The organism is Marinomonas algicola, from assembly GCF_014805825.1.
GTDB lineage: Bacteria > Pseudomonadota > Gammaproteobacteria > Pseudomonadales > Marinomonadaceae > Marinomonas > Marinomonas algicola.
The window spans coordinates 2277880-2295262 of the sequence record NZ_CP061941.1; the positions used below are offsets into that span (position 1 = coordinate 2277880).

Below are 17383 nucleotides of genomic sequence, written 5' to 3' on the forward strand. Positions count from 1 at the left end.
TCTTCATGATGATTATCGAGGTTAGCCTTTTGCTCGGTTAATGACTTTACGCACGGTGTATTCCAATAAGCCTTCTATACCAAACTCAACCCCCATACCAGACTGTTTGTTCCCACCAAAGGGTACGTGAGGCAGTACCTCTGCATGGTTATTTACCCAAACGGTACCGGAATTAAGGGCATCAACCACTTTTTCTAATTCTTCACCTTGAGCGCCCCATACTGACCCGCCCAATGCAAACGTATCATGATCGGCCAGTGCTAAAACCTCGTCCAAATCATCGAATGAGATAGATGTTTACCAACCTCTACTTAGCCCGTGAACACTAACTTTTTCACGCCTCTCTTCGGTAAAAATGGCTCACTTATCACACGCTATCCAAGCATTACTAGTGAAGGCCATTGCCACCAAATAAAGGCATGCTGCTATTTTTGAATGCTATCAATAAAAGCTCGAAACACTTACTATAGGCCAAAAGTATCTACCTCAATTCTAGTCACGTATATTAGAGGTTTGTACTTACTTAACAATTACTCGGCTCAATTTTCAACCAACATTTACCGAAAGACGCACTTTATGGATACAGACACTACCACTCGATTTCTGGATGATCACTTGTATAAAATACAGTCGCTTATTGAAGACCCAAATTCTTATTTACAATTACTCGTCATTGCCGTTATTTACCTACTCGCATTCGTTATGGCTTACAAAATCCGTCACAGTGTTGGTCTTACGCACAATGAACCTTTAGAAAGCGCCCACCCTTTAAGAAAGTTGGGCTTTCGAATTGGTGGTATTCTATTCCCGCTTCTGGCCATCCTATTATTACACGTGTCCAAAAAAGCCGGTGAAACACTTGAATATACCCCCTGGTTAATTGGAACCGCCTTAGCAATTGCGGTTTTACTCTTTGGTAATTCTTTAATACGGGCTTTTGTACAACAAACCTTCGCAGCCTCACTGTTTAGGTGGGTCGGCTTACCCATTTTAATGCTGCACTTATTGGGATTTCTGCCAACAGTCATTCAAGCACTTGAAGAGATATCTCTCGATGTTGGCAATGTCAGCATTTCAGCCTATGGTGTCGCAAGGGTACTTATATTTGGTAGTTTTTTATTCTGGTTAGGACGCACATCAAACAACTTTGGCAAGGCCGTTATCAGAAAACAAACTTCGCTAGATATTCCAACCAAAGAAGTCTTTAGTAAGCTATTTGAAGTAGGTCTGTTCTGCATAATCGTCTTGCTTTTGCTCAATATTATGGGAATTAACCTAACCACATTAGCGGTATTTGGTGGCGCGTTAGGTGTTGGACTTGGTTTAGGGCTGCAATCTATCGCTTCAAACTTCATCTCGGGCATCATCATCTTGCTTGATCGATCCCTTACCGTGGGAGACTTTGTCGAGCTAGACGATGGTCAAAAAGGCTTCGTTCGAGAATTTAAAATGCGGTACGCTGTATTGGAAACCTATGATGGTAAAGACATTCTAGTCCCTAATGAAAAATTCATCTCTTCATTAATGATCAACTGGACTCACAAAGACCCCAAACAGCGATATCGTGTTGACTTTTCTGTGCCCTACTCAACCGACGTACGCAGCCTGGTCGAATTGATCAAAGCCGCCGTATCTGAACATGAACAAGTAATCAGTGGACCTGATGTTCCTTTTGAAGAAAGACCAGATTGTGAAATAGACAGTTTTGGTGATTCAGGCATCAACATGTTTGTTGAATTTTGGATGATGGGTATTGATGATGGTAAAAACAGAGTAGGCGGGGATCTTATGCTGATTATTTTAGAAACACTGAAAGAAAACGGTATTGAAATTCCCTTCCCTCAACGTGAAGTTAAAATTCTTAACCCAGATCAAGGTAAGAACCAAGAAACCTAAAGGTACATGGGGGCAAAACGCCAATGTGGCCGCATTGAAAGATGACTGTTAAATAGATAGCGGGTAGTTATTAACTTATTTGGATTGTGACAGACATGAATAAACTTATTGTAATAATGATTGATGGTATTAGTTCAAAACAATTCCATCAAATGCGAGATAAGCTACCACATTTAAATCGATTAGCTCAGCAAGGGACTCAAGTGTCCTCTCTCACCCCCGAAGTATGCGGCACCTCTTACCCTGGAAGAACCTCAATGATTGTTGGGCGCCCACCGAGTGAGCATGGAATTTATGGCAATAAGATTTGGGATGGCAATGTATTTAGATGGTCCAATCCCTATGACGTGCGCACTGAAACCATTGCATCATTGACCCATGAGGCTGGGGGGGATGTATTCAATATGGGGTTTGGAATGGTACGGCCGGAAGATTGCAGCCTATATATCAGCCCTTGGTGGGTTGATGATGTCATGATTCGCGGCCGTGACGACCACGCACATGAAGCGAATGAGCGTTGGACCATGAAAGGAAAAAACTTAGACCCTGAACAGAGACTCAGTCAAGCGGGTTTATCAAAAGATGACCTAGTTAACCCAATGGACAACCGTAGCCGAATGCTGGAGTTAGGCAGCTTGGCTGATTTTCAGCTAATAGAAATGGCCGCTAAGCTGATTGAATCCGGACAAACTCCAAATTTAGTATTATTGGAGATTGCCGTTACTGACTATTATTTGCATCAATTTGGTACAGATGATCCAAATACAGAGCTATCGTTACGCATTGCAGATGCTCAAATAGGCACCTTGATTGAACGTTTGCGCAATGCTGGACAACTTGAGCATTACAATTTTGCCGTAATGAGTGATCATGGGCATACACTGATGGAAGAAACGATACATTGCGATCTGTTGCTGCCTGAAGGAACTCGTTGGTCTAGCGAAGGCAGCATGCTTTTCGTTAATCCCCGGTCAGCAGCAGAAGCAACTGAAGTCACCAAAAGAATGCTAGCTGAAGGTATGGAGCTTTGGAGCAAGCCATTATTACCGGACGATATAAAGTCTGAAATGTTAGTTTTTAGCTGTCCGGAGGGGCAATATATTAGTTTCGAGTCGGATTTAAAAAACACCGGACAGATACGTGGTATTTCTAAATATCGCTCCAATCATGGAATGCGTCCGGGAACTGAAGAAGACTATCGGTTCTGCATTTTTTCAGGTCCAAATATCCCACAACAAACAGTAGACTTTGCAGAGGCAATACAGATAGCGCCAACTATTGCCGCTATTCTGGGCGTGGAAACGCCTTGGACGGCCACTTCAATCATTTAGCGGTTTGTGTCTCAAAGATGATTTAAAAACCACCTAAACAAGAACATTGCCCCTTGTTTAGGTGGTTTAGTAAAACACGTAGCGCCAATCTACTGACGACCAATAGGCTCTTCAAATTCACAAAGCATGCCGCTCGATTGTATCGCCACTCGCTTAGCTTAGGACAATAAGCTTTCTAAAAGCGGTTGATAGTGGTCAATTTTATATATCGTTCTGCCTTGTACTTTACCGTCATCATCGTAATGGCGCAGTTTAATCGCGGCTTTATGATGAGGGTTCGCCTCAAATTCAGCGACCTCTGACGCGCTCATTTTACCACCTTGTAAGTTGAACGAGTTGACGGATGCCGCAGACAGTTTGTCGTAATAATGGTCATCTACCGTACACAAATAACGCTTAGCCGCCACATGTAAACGCACAGGCTCACTAATTTCTGGTGGGTAGAAGCGCTCTAATATGATGGCGCCAGAATCCTCGTGGAAGTTATCAATGCCATTTTCAAGTGCGTCCAACTCAAAATCGCCGATGAAGTGACCAATATCGTGTAACAGCGCGGCAATGATAAGCTCGTCGCTGGCACCGTCTTCGTAAGCGCAGGCGGCTGATTGTTCCATGTGTTCTGCCATAGATACTGATTCCCCTAAATAGGATTCAGGCCCTCTCGTTTCAAAAATTTCCAACAAAAAAGGAACGATCGTTTGACGCGTCAAACTTGAGCGTCCCGCTGTATTTATACTCATATCAAAAGCTCAACCCTACTTAAATGATGATTTACAATATATCATAATATTGCATAATTAATAGCAAGAAAATCACGGACAGAAAAGTGCCTATAAAGAGTATCCAAACAATCAAAAGTGATCGCAGTGTCACGTAAACTGAGCGTTTTTATATCAAATCATAGCGTTTCGTTTTTCTGTAATCTCGCGGTGTTAAGCTCGTAATACGTTTAAAACTTTTAGAAAAATACAGCGGGTCTTCGTAGCCACATTGGTAGGCAATACTGTCTATCCTATGATCGGTCAATAGTAATTTTTTGCAGGCGAGGTCGATTCTTTTTTGGTTAATGTACTGCTTGGGAGAGGTCTCTACTATCGAGCTAAACCAACGACTAAAATGGGCCGTAGACGTGCCATGTATCGCTGCTAATTGAGGTATTTGAATGTCTTCAGTCAGGTGCTGCTCAATGTAGCTAAAAATCTTTTCAAGCCTTAAATAGTGCATCTCTATACCCTTTGAAACCTGACTTTTCTCAATAATAGGCGTTAACAGCTGATAGGCGCTTGCAAGAGCTTGAAAGTACTTTCCGTTCGCTTCGGCGTCTTTATTTTGCCATTTGATAATATTTGAAATGGGCTGTTCGTTTGAATAATCTACAGGGTGCTTTGGAGGCTGGTAAAGCTGAAATACATCTGCCCCTGATGGCAATTCAAGAGTAAACGCAAAGGCACCAATTTCCATAGGTTTTATACATTGATAATGACATTGTTGATTGAGAGGCAGTAAGGCGAGCGTATTCGGCAGCAGCTCAATATTGTGGTTTTTCATTCTTACGATCCCCTCTCCTGACAGAGTATGAATCAACCAATTATAGGGTCTTTGGTAACTTGGATAGAGCCAATTTTTATCGGGGCTTTGCCAGTAAGAACGAATGATTTTCAAATCTAAAGAATGAGTCGACAACATAACTTTATTCTCAACAATCATAAAAAGACATATTTAACCCTTTTTTATACTGTTAATAAAGGGGCATCCTTTTTAAAATCCTAAATATTCAATTATCGTGCATACAGCGCTTAATCTTTAATACTCAAACGGTATCTCTATGAATGATTTTCTAATTTATGAATCGAAGCGTTTTCATTATTTATGGCTACGTGATAATTGCCTATGCCATCAATGTAAACATGATAGCGGCCAAAGATTACACGAAACATGGCTACTCGATTCGAACATCGCCATCTTGAAGTCTGAAATAACCAATGAGGGATTGGAAGTACTTTGGGACACACCAGATGAGCATGACTCCTTCTACCCCCACGATTTTCTAATGGCTAATTGCTATGACAATGCACCCGCTTCAGTGAACAGCGCATCCCTTTGGGGAAGCGACTTTCAAATGAAAAGTTATGATTATGCGCAAGTTCTGGAAGACGATGCGGTTAAGCTTTCTTGGTTAAAGGATGTCATTCAATTTGGTATCGGAAAGCTATACAATGTACCGACTGAACCCGGTACGATATTAAACGTAGTCTCTGAGTTTGGCTTTGTTCGAAACACGAACTATGGTGATCTATTTGAAGTAGTCAGTGTGGAAAAAGCGGAAAACTTAGCCTTCACTCCATTGCCTTTAAGCTTACACACCGATAACCCATACCGCGACCCTGTACCCACACTGCAGCTGCTGCATTGCTTAATGAAAGCCGAAATCGGTGGTGTTACCGCTTTGGCTGATGGGTTTAAAGCGGCAGACATCTTACAAAAAGAACACCCTGAAGCATTTGAACTGCTGTCTACTTATAAAGCGAAGTTTAGATTTGCCAGCAATGACGCAGTTCTTGAACATTTGGGCTATATGATAGAGACCGACAAGCAAAATCAAGTCATGGCTGTGCGCATTAACAATCGATCTTGTGCGCCAATCAATGTACCTTTTGACATTATGCCTAGCTTCTATGAGGCTTATCAATTGTTTGCAACTATCTTACACAGTGATGCCGGCAAACTTACTACAACACTTGAATCAGGCGAATTGATTGTATTTGATAACCAAAGAGTCTTGCATGGACGTGAAATACAGGCTGTTGGTTCACGCCACTTACAAGGCTGCTATGCAGATAGAGATGGCTTGAAGAGTACAGCGGCTACGCTAGCGGCCAAAGAAGTTTAAACGACAACCAACCGTCTTGTCAGTTTGTTGTCTTCCATCCTTATAATCATTAAACTGAAAGGGGATTTAATTAACATCAACGATCAAAAGGAAAACTCGACAAAATGGAGAGGTTTGTTAAATCCATTGAAATACACAACAAACAAGCACGGTACTATGACTTTGCTACATTAATGTCAGAAAGTATTGATGATTCTAAGCCCAGCGCTCACTTTTACGGAGGAAACGGTTTTCCTGCAGGGGTTTACGAACCTCTATTAACAAAATTGAGTACAAAGCTAAACCTGACCAGTTTAGCCATGCGTGGCTATTGGTTTGATCAACCGAACAATAAAGTACTCACCCGTGAAAAAGACGCCGACATGTTAATTGAGTTTTTAATACAAACTCAAAGTAAGCCTATTATAGGTATTGGTCACTCACAAGGTGCGTCAGCCATGATGTTGGCCGCGGTCCGACGGCCGGATTTATTTTCTGCACTTTTCATAATAGAACCCGTCACTTTTACTAGAATCCAAGCATCCGTTTATAAACTTATCAAGTGGATACCAAGGTATTTTATACTGAACCAAGAACCGTTTAAAAGCACTCTAAAAAAACAGTCAGACTGGGAAAGTACCGAAAACTATTATCAGTTTTTACGCCAACACCGTGCCTATAAACGCATAACCGATGAGCACTTACGTACCTTTGCTAAACACAGCTTGGTGCCTAAATCGATATCGAATGAAGAAGGCTACACCATGTTGTTCCCACCAAAACAAGAGTTAGCAAATTACTTTAGTGCCCCTTATATTACAGGTGCCTTAAAACGCTTTAATAAAATCAATATGCCTTACACAATTTTATTGGGTAAACCCAGCTTATTTATTAGCGATAAGGTGCGCTCCAGCTGGCAAGGCATTGTCCCCACTGAGCAGTTAACGCTATTTCCTAATCATGGTCATCTACTACCAATAGAAACCCCTGAAGAATGTGCAAACATTATCTTGCAGCGAATTTAATCATAGTCACACTTCTCCTACCATGCGTTCAACGGCTAACTCACAAACCGGCTGTGATCAGATTATTGACTGCAAAACTAGCCAACACACTTGATAAATAAACTGACTCAAATGTGCTCGTTTCAGATCAATATACACTCTGAAAAAACACTTTAAAGTTGATCATTTATGCTGCTCGCCAGTAAAATAAGATATTATCGATTAATCAGGGGAAATTGGCGACACTCGATTTCCACCTCCCCAATTAAACAACAGTAAGCTATTTGAATATGAAGAAGAAAACCAGCTCAGTTGATGTTGCCAAAGCCGCTGGCGTTAGCCAATCCATGGTAAGCAGAGCTTTTACACCAGGATCGTCTATAAACTCTGAAAAAAGAGAGCTTATTTTATCTAAAGCAAAAGAGCTTGGGTATCGACCCAACATCATGGCACGCTCCATGATTACTAGAAAAAGTAAAATTATTGGTTTTGTCTTTGGTTATTTAGAAAATCATTATTACCCTCTTGCGCTCGAAAAACTGTCACGTGAGTTTCAAGCTAAAGGCTATCATAGCCTCATGTTTTTTTCGGACCATCAAAGTTCAGCCGATGAAATTGTTCAAGAGTTTTTACAATATCAGATTGACGCGGTTATTTTAGCTTCTGTTTCTTTATCACCAGACTGGATAGAAGCCTGTCATTCACTTGCTGTACCTGTGGTGCTATTTAACCGGGCTATAAAAGCGGATGATGTTACCTCAGTGACTTCAGCGAACTATGAAGGCGGTAAAAAAGTAGCCCATTATCTCGTTAAAACTGGACATAAAAGAATTAGTTACATTTCAGGCTTTGTAGAGTCCTCGACCAATAAAGACCGAGAAAAAGGATTGGTGGATGGTTTAAAAGATCATCAAATGAGCCTCTTTTCAATTGAAAGCGGTAATTACAGCCAAAAACAAGCTAGGCAAGCCACCCTGTCAATGTTTACAGCAGATAAAACAACAACACCAGATGCCCTTTTTGTTGCCAGTGACCATATGGCTTTTGCCGTGATTGATACATTAAGATACGAATTAGGACTAAAAGTCCCAGAAGATGTTTCAGTAATCGGTTACGATGATGTTCCTTTAGGCGCCGCGCCTTCATACAGCCTAACAACCATGAGCCAACCGATTGACGACATGGTTTCTTTAACAGTGAAAGCCGTCTTAAATCGTATAGAGCAACCTAACTACCCTCCAGAAAGAATCCAAATCCCAAGCCATTTAGTTCAACGAAAAACCGTAAAAGATCGCAACCTTCCTTAGATAAGGCCAAAAACATTCAATATACAAATACAGCCTGATAATTAACATCTATTTGTTAGCCAGACTGCTGATAAAGCCCTCGCCATTCGGCGGGGTTTTTTTATAATAACAGCATGCTTAAAGAACGCCCCCAAACCCAGTCGACTTTAGAGGTTATTTCCATCAATGAGCTCGTCCCCAGTGATCTCGTTAAGGATTTTTATTGCGCCGATAATGGTCGTCCCGCTCTCGATCCAACCCTTATGTTTAAGCTGCTGTTTATTGGTTATCTTTTTGGTATTCGTAGTGAACTTCAGTTGATTCGAGAGGTGCAGGTAAATGTGGCTTACCGTTTATTCCTAGACTTAGTCCTGACAGACAAGATACCTGATGTCTCAACGTTAAGTGCTAATCGTACACGCCGCGTTAAAGAATCGGATGTGTACCAGCAGATTTTTGATCAAATTGTACTCCAAGCAATGAAACGTAAGTTGGTAGGTGGACACACCTTCTACACGGATTTCACTCTTTTAAAGGCCAATGCCAACAAAATGCATTTCGAGAAAGCGGTGGTTGAACAGACGCGTCAGGCGTATATGGACGAACTCGATCAGGCGATTGAGGAGGATCGACTCGCTCATAGAAAAAAGCCTTTACCGCCTGAAAAATCCAAGGTGGAAACTCGTGAGATCAAGCAGAGTACAACAGACCCAGATAGCGGCTATATGGTACGAGACACTAAGCCCAAAGGGTACTTCTAATTAGATCACCGAACTGTCGATGCACGTTGCAACATCATCACCGATGTTCATGTCACGGCGGGGAATGTCCACGATGCTGGTTATTTTACCTCTGCGGTTTGTCATGGATTGGAAGAGCGAAACATTTATGCGGTGGTGGGGTATCGTCGTCCTAATCATAAGAAAGGCTTCTTCTATAAACGCGAATACAAGTACGATAGGGAGCAAGATGTCTACCTCTGTCCGCAAGGCGAGCCGCTCATTTACAATACCACTTCTCGAGAAGGCTACCGTCACTACTACTCGAATAGTCTGACCTGCCAGAACTGTCCAGAAAAGTATCGCTGCACCACCAACAAGAAATCTGTGAAGACGATTTCGCGCCATGTTTGGGGGTAGACTTTTAGCCTCCCCCTTATTCATTAACTGGTTTAGATTGATTTTGTCTCTCTAAACCAGTTAATCGCTTGAATGATATCAAAAACAGGTAAATTTGTTGCTGTTTTAACAGCATCAATATAAGGAGATAAATTTGTACACTCTAATATAATTGCTTTTATATTTTTATTATTTTCAATTAATTTCAAAGCAGAAGAAACAACCTCGCTCTCTGATTTAATGACATCTAAACTAAGATAATCATTTTTAATGGTTTTATACAACTCTCCATCTTTAGGAATATCGCCAATGACAACATCATTTTTATAGTGTCCACCAAAATGTTTTTCGTTTAGTTTTTTTGCATCAAAAGTTAATAACCCTATTTTGTCATTCTTTTTATTTATAAAGGTTCGAACAAATGGAAGAGTCAATAGAGAACTGGTTAATATTGGTACATTAGTGGATTCTTTTAATTCATCCTGCATTTCTCCTAAGAAACCACAGGTTGTTACTATTAAGTCTACCCCTTTGTTTTCTAAAGACTTTATACTATAAAAAATGTCTTTTTTTATATCAGAGTTAACACCTTCTGAAGTGACGATAGCGCTTACTTTAGCTGATGATACTCGTTCATAAAGTACATTAAATGCAAAAGATTCTGGGTTGCCAATATCACCCATCACCCGAGGAAAATGGGTATTAAGCATTAAAACACCAAGAGAGAAAGGTTTACTTATTTTTTTCATTTTTATGAATCCACAGTTTAGTTTTTAATTAATTTAATCAAAGGTTTTTCAAATGATCAACGTTTATGTAATTGGTTCAGGTATTGTTGGTGTAAGTTGTGCCTTAAATTTACTTGAAAAAGGCGTCAAGGTCACATTAATTGATAAAGAAAATAGTGTTAAAGAAACATCCTTTGGAAATGCTGGTGTAATCACTCGAAGTTCAGCTTATTTAATTAATAATAAGAACTTAATTCCTAATCTTAAAAAATATATATTTAACAAAAATCCAGCCGTAAGACTTAATCATTTATATTTAATAAAAAATATAAATTGGTCGCGCCAATTTTTATATCAATCATTAGAAAAAAAATCAGAAAGAAACATTAGCTATCTTGATTCAATTATTCGAGTGTCATTAGACGAACATAAGAAGTGGTTAACACAATCAGCGGGGATGTCACGACTACGAGAAGGAGGATGGTTGAAACTGTTTCATTCTGAAGAAGGTGCAATGGCCACTGACTATGAGCAAGCGATATACAATAAACTGGGTATCAACTTTGACATATTGAACGCACAACAAATTCAAATATTAGAACCGGCTTTAAAGCACATTTATGGCAGTGCATTACATATTAAAGATGCCGTATCAGTAGATCATCCAGGTGAAGTCACTCAAAGCTATATTAATCTTTTTATAAAACTTGGAGGACAGGTAATTCGTGATGGTATACAGAGCTTGTCAATTGAAGGAAATCAAGTTGCCCTACATGGCCAAAAATCATATCTAGCTGATAAAGTGGTTTTAGCCGCTGGTCCCTGGTCTAATGATCTGCTTAAATGCGTATCAAAACCCATACCAATGTGTTTTGAGCGTGGGTATCATAGACATTATCAGTTCCCTGAAGGGCCTAGGTTAACTCGTCCCATTTATGATGTAGACAGTGCATTTGTTTTGACGCCAACGACTCAAGGTTACCGGCTTACTAGTGGCTCCGAGCTCAACGACAAAACGGCACCTGACTCCTTTGTTCAGCTTGATAAAGTATCAATATCGGCTCAGCAAAGTACGTATTTAGGGGCTCCTATTGAAAATACCGAATGGAGAGGTAATCGACCAACATTGCCTGACTCATTACCGGCCATTGGCCCATGCCCTAATCAAGACAATATTTGGTTAGCTTTTGGTCACCAACATATTGGCTTCAGTACAGGACCTGCAACAGGACGATTAATCGCTGAAATGATCTCTCAGCAACCAACATTTATTGATGCATCACCTTTTTCTCCCGCGCGATTTTATTAAGGAATATTATGTTTTCAAAAAAGCACCATTCGCCATTCTCTATCCATACATTTTCAGGATACGGTGTTGTCGCTGGCTGTGGATTATTTTTATTATCCTTAATTCCTTATTTCGAGTGGTTATATGGTTTCTCTGCCCTCTGTTATTGGAGTGTTTTTATCGTCTCTTGGAAGCGATTAAACCAACGTAATAAAAGTCAAATCCGGCTTCTCATTGGCGCTGGCGGAATCGCTCTTATTTACCATCTCTATTTAGCGGAAAGCATTGATTTGAGTTCACTGTTTGAAGGAAATTTAGGCATAGTAGCCATGCTTACAGGCGTTTCTCTATTAGCTCTGCTTCCTGATACAGCCAAACAATCGCCCCCTGTTTTAGGCATTAAAGGTGCCTTGTACACCTGGCTCAGCGTCCACTTGCTGGGGGCTGTTATTAATATGTCTGCGACGTTTTTTGTTGGTGATAAGCTACAAAGACCAACCGGAAAAATGACCATGCCTCAATACTCTATGCTTGTAAGAGCATTAACCAGTGCAGGGCTATGGTCTCCATTTTTTGCATCGGTCGCTGTGGCCCTATCGATTGCACCTGATGCCGAATTTCATAATCTTGCTATGATAGGGATCCCGATGGCCATTTGTTCTTGTCTGCTGTCTCTTTGGGAATTAAAAAGGCGTGATCATCTAACCTCTTTTTCAGGCTTCCCCATTGCCGTAAACTCCTTATTTTTTCCTGTGATGTTGGCATTTTTAGTGATCGTATTTCATTATTTTATTATGACGCAAACGCCAATCCTATCTATTGTTACCTTACTTAGCCCCTTATCTGTCGTGATTTACTTAACCTTAAAAACCGGCGGAAATCACACAAGATCACGCATTCAAGATCATATTCATATCCGCTTACCTAATATGGCGAATGAGATCGCATTATTTTTATCTGCTGGCTTTCTTAGTAAAGCAATTAGTCTGGCATTAATGAGCACATTTGGTAATGAATGGTCACTGTTTACAAGTTTTGGCTTTAGTGAAGCCCTTATCTGCTTTATCGGGATTTGCGGAATCTCTTTATTAGGGCTACATCCCATTGTTGGTATTTCATTAATGAGTTCATTTGTTCCAGCAGGCAGTGCTGACAACACCCTACTGGCGTTCGTTTCTCTAAGTTCATGGGCTGTTGGAACCGCCATTAGTCCATTGTCAGGGATTAATCTGTCTATATCAGGAAAATACGGTGTAGATAACTTCCAGCTTGCCCGTTCAAACTGGCGATATGGGGGAATGATGGCCGTGGTCGTGGCATTCGGAATGTTGGTGCTAGTCCTCTTTTGAGCGACTGATTAATTCTCCCTGATAATATCTCAACCTATTGAATCTAATGTGTTTTTATAAGATACTTAATACCTAAATCTTACGATAAATACGCCTTTAGACCTAAAAAGTTGCAGAATGGGTGAGTTTTATGAAACCTCGTCAGACAAAGATCGTCCCGCAAAAGGGTTTGTTCCAACCTCAGCTCGTAGACATCATTAACCCCAATCACCCTTTAGTTCGACTGGCTAAAATCATTGATTAGTGTCTGTTGGATAACGAATTAGGGGCACACTTCTCAACGGTTGGCGCAGCCGCGTTGACAACGCGCCTTATGGCGGGGTTACTGTATTTGCAGCACTTACATAACTTGTCTGACGAAATGGTATTAGAGCAATGGCTTGAATCGCCTGAATTACCAGTATTTTTGTGGCGAAACCTTTTTTCAACATGACTTCCCGTGCCATCAAACTAGCCTTGTTAAATGGCTAAAACTAAAAGTCATCAAACCAGCGAGCTTAAAGCGAGTCGTCGTAGACACCACAGTACAAGAAAAGAACATGACCTTCCCAACAGATGCCAAGCTCTACAACAAGGCTCGACAACAGCTCACGCAGGTAGCCAAAGAACAAAACATTACCTTAAGACAAACCTACGACAAAGACCGCCATGAGTTAATGCCAAAAATTGGACGCTATGGCCACGCCAAACAATATAAGCGGATGAGAAAAGCGATTAAGTAAGTCAAAGGCTTTTTAGGGCGAGTCCTGTGAGATATTGATAGACAAATAAAGCAACAAGGATTAACGCTCACCCAAAAACAGGAAGACACACTTAACCAAGCCTATCGATTACTAAAACAAACTCGCCAAAGCAAAAACAAAATCTACAGCCTGCATGAACCTAATGTGGACTGTATCTCCAAAGGAAAAGCGCATAAACGCTACGAATTTGGTGTGAAAGTCAGTATCGCCGTTACCGCGAAAGACTCCTTCATCGTGGGAGTAAGAAGCTATCCTGGCAATCCGTATGATGGACATACCTTGAAAGATCAACTCCAACAAGTAGAAACCCTCACTGGGCGAAAACCAGAACCCTGTTTTGTTGACCGAGGCTATAAAGGGTATGACGTGGAAGACATTAACGTCTTGATAGCAGATTAAAAACGCGGAATCCCACGAAGCAGCGTAGAACCCATCATAGGGCATCTCAAATTCGATGGAAAACTCAGACGATGCTTCTTAAAGGTGTACTAGGCGATGCGATGAACGTGATCTTAAGTACCTGTGGTCAGAACCTGCGTAAGCTACTCCAGTGGCATTATTGTGCGCCATATATGGGGGCATTTTTAAGGCGATTATGGCTGAAAATAGCATTTCAAATGGAAAGGTCTAAAATAACATGGGGGTTCTTGTCTGAAACGCCATTATTCAGGGACGACTAATTACTTCAAGCGTGGTTTCATCAGCATGACATGTCCAGAGTATAGAATGATATTCTCATATTTAAGAACGTTTCGTGCAAAGATCTCAGTTTAGATTTGTTTGCACTTAGTCATTTTTTATGGAACAAACTTTCGTTTTTAGTGGTAGCAAGAATTAAGAAAATCCTTTACTATCAAGAGGTACAACTGTTTACATCAGATCTAATGGGTTGAAAATTAATGGTATATCCAGCACGTTTGCTTTTCTATATTGTTAGGGAATAGCAGGTTTAAAATACAAATAGGGCCAGCGGCGCGACTATATCTGTAGGCGATTTGCTGATAGGGAGGCCTAGGAGATTTATACATATGTGTGAATTCTTTTCATTTTTACTGTCCTTAGATTATGGAGGATCTGAACTATAATTGGAGTAAAAAGCTCGTAACCGGGTGTATATGGAAAACTTAGGTATATTAACGTTTCGCAAAAAACTGGATGTCGACTTTTCGCAGGATTTTATGTTGTAGGGCAGATTAAGGTGTTTTGATGAATTCGTCGGTAGCGCTTCAACTATAAATTGTGATTAATAACCGAGGGGTTATTAAATAGCGGCCAAGATACATATGAGTATTAATGACGAAATTCAATTAAGTATCGACCAGCATCGACTGTTTTACCAGCAAATGCGAACAACGACTCCTTTACAGGCCTTGGTTGTAAGTTGTTGGTTTGGTGTATTGATGTATCACGACTCGTCAGTTTTTCCAAAGTTATGGTTAGCAATTTTTATGGCTTTTCTTGCTTTTCGCTTCTCGGTTTATCTGAAGATAAAAGGTTGGGATGATTACAAGGTCGCGAGCCAGATGAATGCGGTTAACCGTAATGGCCTGATTGCAGCGGCATTGAATGGGCTACTCTGGTCCGTTTTCTACATCTATTCGTATTATCACCTTTCAGAGCGATGGATGTTTCTTTTCGCAGCTTTCGTTATTATTCTAATGGCGTCTGGCTTCATTACTCTTGCAATTCATAAATATTCATTTTATGCCTTTTTTTGCTGTTTTATTATTCCAATAATCATTTTTACTTTTATGCATTATGAAAATGGCAGTACATTATTTTTTATGGCTTTTATGTACCTTTTTTTCGGATTTAATATCTTGTCACTGCATAAAAATATCAACAAAACTATTATTGATAGCTTGAAAAGTGTTATTGAAAATAAAAATTTGGCGAATCGTCTAAAAGAGCTCAGCAATACAGATAGTTTGACCACACTATCGAATCGCCGACATTTTGACGAGAAAAGTTATAGCACCTTAAAGCAAGTAGTAGAATTAAGGCAAAAATTTTCCATTCTGATGATAGATATTGATTACTTCAAATTATATAATGATAACTATGGTCATTTGCAGGGCGATAATGTGATTGAACAAGTAGCCAAAGTGATGAAAGGCGCTCTGATCAAGACATCAGATCTCATCGCCAGATATGGTGGAGAAGAGTTTATTGTGATGTTAGCGAATACCAGTGAAGCTGATTCTGAAAGGGCGGCGAAAACGTTGGTTAGGATTGTCGAGGCGCTTGAAATTGAAAATAAGCATTCTAAAGTGAGCCCTTTTGTGACAATCAGTGTCGGGGTAGCGGTGGTTGCTCCAACGGATGATCTGGAGCTCAAAGAGGTTATTAAGAAAGCGGACCATTCACTCTATCAAGCAAAGTCTGAGGGGCGAAACCGCTACTGCCTTAACTCTTAAGGCATGCGACTTCACTTGAAGATGATTGCTATAGAGATACCTCTATGTAAAAAAACTGTAAGCGTCGGTTAAACCCCACATAGTAATGCCTTTCAAAAATCATAAAGTCTTTTGTTTTCTTTCAAGGGGATAAAAGGCTTATGTTTACCGCATCAAATCAATTTAATGTGACCCTCATTTGTGGACCAACCGATATGCGTAAAGCCATTAATGGACTATGTAATATTGTCGCGTACGATCTGGAAAAAGAACCCTGTAGCGATCATATTCTTGTTTTTTGTGGCCGAGCACGAGATAAAGTCAAAATTTTACAATGGTCTTCTAATGGCTTTTGGCTGCATTATAAGCGTCTCGAAAAAGAACATTTTCAGTGGCCTGGTATTGATGATGAGCACTTGTCTATTCAAGTATCACCCCGTCAGCTGAATTGGTTATTGGATGGTCTTGCGCTCAATTTACAAGAGGCTCACCCACATTTAACGTATCGATATCATGACGATTAGGAGATTTTCTCTTCCTTTAGTTCACGAATCAAACCTGTAATGTAATCTTCTTGGCCATCAATTCCGCCACCGGGAAGGCTGTAATCATGATACCGCCGCGTATATAGTAATAAAATGTCCTCCCCTTTTAGTACAATTCCTCGTGCAGCGTGACGCATAATAATAACTTGCTTGCTTAAAGGAGAGACGTCTACAGGAGACACATCAGGATGAAAAGCCGTTTTTAACTGCCGCATAAATACCAACCCAAAGGCACTGCCATTACTTCGTTGTTATTGTACTGATTATGGTATTTACCACATTCGATCACCGGACTATCCGTCATTATTCACTGTGAAAATTAGGATCGATAAACCACTTTAAACTGCTCTAGAACCAACAGCATATCTTCACTTGGTTGAATACCTAACTCGTCACATTCAAGTGCAAAGAAAGCCCAATGCGCATCACGCCACCAAGCTAATGTTTTGTCCCCTTCGCCTTCTAAAGCAGCAAACTCTGCGGTGATTTCATTGTATTTGCATTTGGATACGGAAGTAATTTCAATAATGCAAACAGGGTTCCCATCCCAATCCGTAACGACTTGCAAATGCCCAACTTCGGGCAAAGCTTCATCTTCATGGCTATACCAATAATCCATACTACAAGAGGCTTGTTTTTCTCCTCGTACGATTAAATCAGCGCAAATATTTGCATTCACTTCGTCTGCACAAAAGTAATCTGAGCTAAAAGAAGTGTGCTTATTCGCAACATTTGAAGGCAAAGTTTGAAGATATTCATCTAAATACACTTTACTTTTTGCGTCCATATTATCCCTTGATATCAATCCAAAAACGGACTCTTCGGGCATA

The 17383-nt window shown here is 40.4% G+C and carries 15 protein-coding genes and 2 pseudogenes; 11 read left to right on the forward strand and 6 right to left on the reverse strand.

Going from position 1 to position 17383, the window contains the following annotated elements:
- Positions 1 to 21: 21 nt before the first annotated feature.
- Positions 22 to 291, reverse strand: a complete 270-nt coding sequence (locus IEZ33_RS10350; RefSeq protein WP_191603606.1) for an aldehyde dehydrogenase family protein — start codon at positions 289 to 291, stop codon at positions 22 to 24.
- Positions 292 to 576: 285 nt separating this feature from the next.
- Between IEZ33_RS10350 and IEZ33_RS10355 the strand changes: the two genes are divergently transcribed.
- Both IEZ33_RS10355 and IEZ33_RS10360 read left to right on the forward strand, forming a co-directional pair.
- Positions 577 to 1896 carry a mechanosensitive ion channel family protein gene (locus tag IEZ33_RS10355; protein ID WP_191600018.1) on the forward strand — a complete coding sequence of 440 codons (1320 nt, stop codon included), beginning with the start codon at positions 577 to 579 and terminating at the stop codon, positions 1894 to 1896.
- Positions 1897 to 1991: 95 nt separating this feature from the next.
- Positions 1992 to 3227, forward strand: coding sequence for an alkaline phosphatase family protein (locus IEZ33_RS10360; protein ID WP_191600019.1), 1236 nt, complete (start codon positions 1992 to 1994; stop codon positions 3225 to 3227).
- Positions 3228 to 3385: 158 nt separating this feature from the next.
- Here the strand turns inward: IEZ33_RS10360 and IEZ33_RS10365 are convergent, their stop codons facing one another.
- Both IEZ33_RS10365 and IEZ33_RS10370 read right to left on the reverse strand, forming a co-directional pair.
- Positions 3386 to 3967, reverse strand: a complete 582-nt coding sequence (locus IEZ33_RS10365; protein ID WP_191600020.1) for an HD domain-containing protein — start codon at positions 3965 to 3967, stop codon at positions 3386 to 3388.
- A 148-nt stretch (positions 3968 to 4115) separates the two neighbouring features.
- The gene (locus tag IEZ33_RS10370) at positions 4116 to 4913 is read right to left on the reverse strand and encodes a helix-turn-helix domain-containing protein (protein WP_240009502.1); all 798 of its coding nucleotides are present in this window, start codon (positions 4911 to 4913) and stop codon (positions 4116 to 4118) included.
- Between the two features lie 139 nt (positions 4914 to 5052).
- Between IEZ33_RS10370 and IEZ33_RS10375 the strand changes: the two genes are divergently transcribed.
- The 4 genes and pseudogenes from IEZ33_RS10375 to IEZ33_RS20740 all read left to right on the forward strand — a co-directional run bounded on the left by IEZ33_RS10375 (position 5053) and on the right by IEZ33_RS20740 (position 9525).
- A complete protein-coding gene (locus IEZ33_RS10375; RefSeq protein ID WP_191600022.1) occupies positions 5053 to 6117 on the forward strand; it encodes a TauD/TfdA family dioxygenase in 1065 nt (354 codons plus the stop codon).
- Between the two features lie 104 nt (positions 6118 to 6221).
- Positions 6222 to 7121, forward strand: a complete 900-nt coding sequence (locus tag IEZ33_RS10380; RefSeq protein ID WP_191600023.1) for an alpha/beta fold hydrolase — start codon at positions 6222 to 6224, stop codon at positions 7119 to 7121.
- A 269-nt stretch (positions 7122 to 7390) separates the two neighbouring features.
- Positions 7391 to 8407 (forward strand): LacI family DNA-binding transcriptional regulator, encoded by a 1017-nt coding sequence (locus IEZ33_RS10385; protein WP_191600024.1) that lies wholly within the window; start codon positions 7391 to 7393, stop codon positions 8405 to 8407.
- Positions 8408 to 8520: 113 nt separating this feature from the next.
- Positions 8521 to 9525: pseudogene (locus IEZ33_RS20740) on the forward strand (transposase).
- Between the two features lie 32 nt (positions 9526 to 9557).
- Here IEZ33_RS20740 and IEZ33_RS10400 read toward each other — a convergent pair.
- Positions 9558 to 10253, reverse strand: a complete 696-nt coding sequence (locus tag IEZ33_RS10400; RefSeq protein WP_191600027.1) for an aspartate/glutamate racemase family protein — start codon at positions 10251 to 10253, stop codon at positions 9558 to 9560.
- Positions 10254 to 10305: 52 nt separating this feature from the next.
- On the opposite strand from IEZ33_RS10400, the gene IEZ33_RS10405 reads away from it, so the two are divergent.
- The 5 genes and pseudogenes from IEZ33_RS10405 to tnpB all read left to right on the forward strand — a co-directional run bounded on the left by IEZ33_RS10405 (position 10306) and on the right by tnpB (position 16532).
- Complete coding sequence (locus IEZ33_RS10405) at positions 10306 to 11541, forward strand: NAD(P)/FAD-dependent oxidoreductase (protein ID WP_191600028.1); 1236 nt, start codon at positions 10306 to 10308, stop codon at positions 11539 to 11541.
- Positions 11542 to 11549: 8 nt separating this feature from the next.
- Positions 11550 to 12869, forward strand: a complete 1320-nt coding sequence (locus tag IEZ33_RS10410) for a hypothetical protein (RefSeq protein WP_191600029.1) — start codon at positions 11550 to 11552, stop codon at positions 12867 to 12869.
- 130 nt (positions 12870 to 12999) lie between these two features.
- Positions 13000 to 14292, forward strand: a pseudogene (locus IEZ33_RS10415) (IS5 family transposase).
- A gap of 603 nt (positions 14293 to 14895) precedes the next feature.
- The gene (locus IEZ33_RS10420; RefSeq protein WP_191600030.1) at positions 14896 to 16029 is read left to right on the forward strand and encodes a GGDEF domain-containing protein; all 1134 of its coding nucleotides are present in this window, start codon (positions 14896 to 14898) and stop codon (positions 16027 to 16029) included.
- A 140-nt stretch (positions 16030 to 16169) separates the two neighbouring features.
- Complete coding sequence (tnpB, locus tag IEZ33_RS10425) at positions 16170 to 16532, forward strand: IS66 family insertion sequence element accessory protein TnpB (RefSeq protein ID WP_191600031.1); 363 nt, start codon at positions 16170 to 16172, stop codon at positions 16530 to 16532.
- On the opposite strand, the gene IEZ33_RS10430 is transcribed toward tnpB, so the two are convergent.
- Both IEZ33_RS10430 and IEZ33_RS10435 read right to left on the reverse strand, forming a co-directional pair.
- Positions 16529 to 16768, reverse strand: coding sequence for an NUDIX hydrolase (locus IEZ33_RS10430; protein ID WP_191600032.1), 240 nt, complete (start codon positions 16766 to 16768; stop codon positions 16529 to 16531). The genes tnpB and IEZ33_RS10430 overlap by 4 nt on opposite strands.
- A gap of 104 nt (positions 16769 to 16872) precedes the next feature.
- Positions 16873 to 17382, reverse strand: a complete 510-nt coding sequence (locus IEZ33_RS10435; RefSeq protein ID WP_240009503.1) for an ASCH domain-containing protein — start codon at positions 17380 to 17382, stop codon at positions 16873 to 16875.
- Position 17383: the final 1 nt, after the last annotated feature.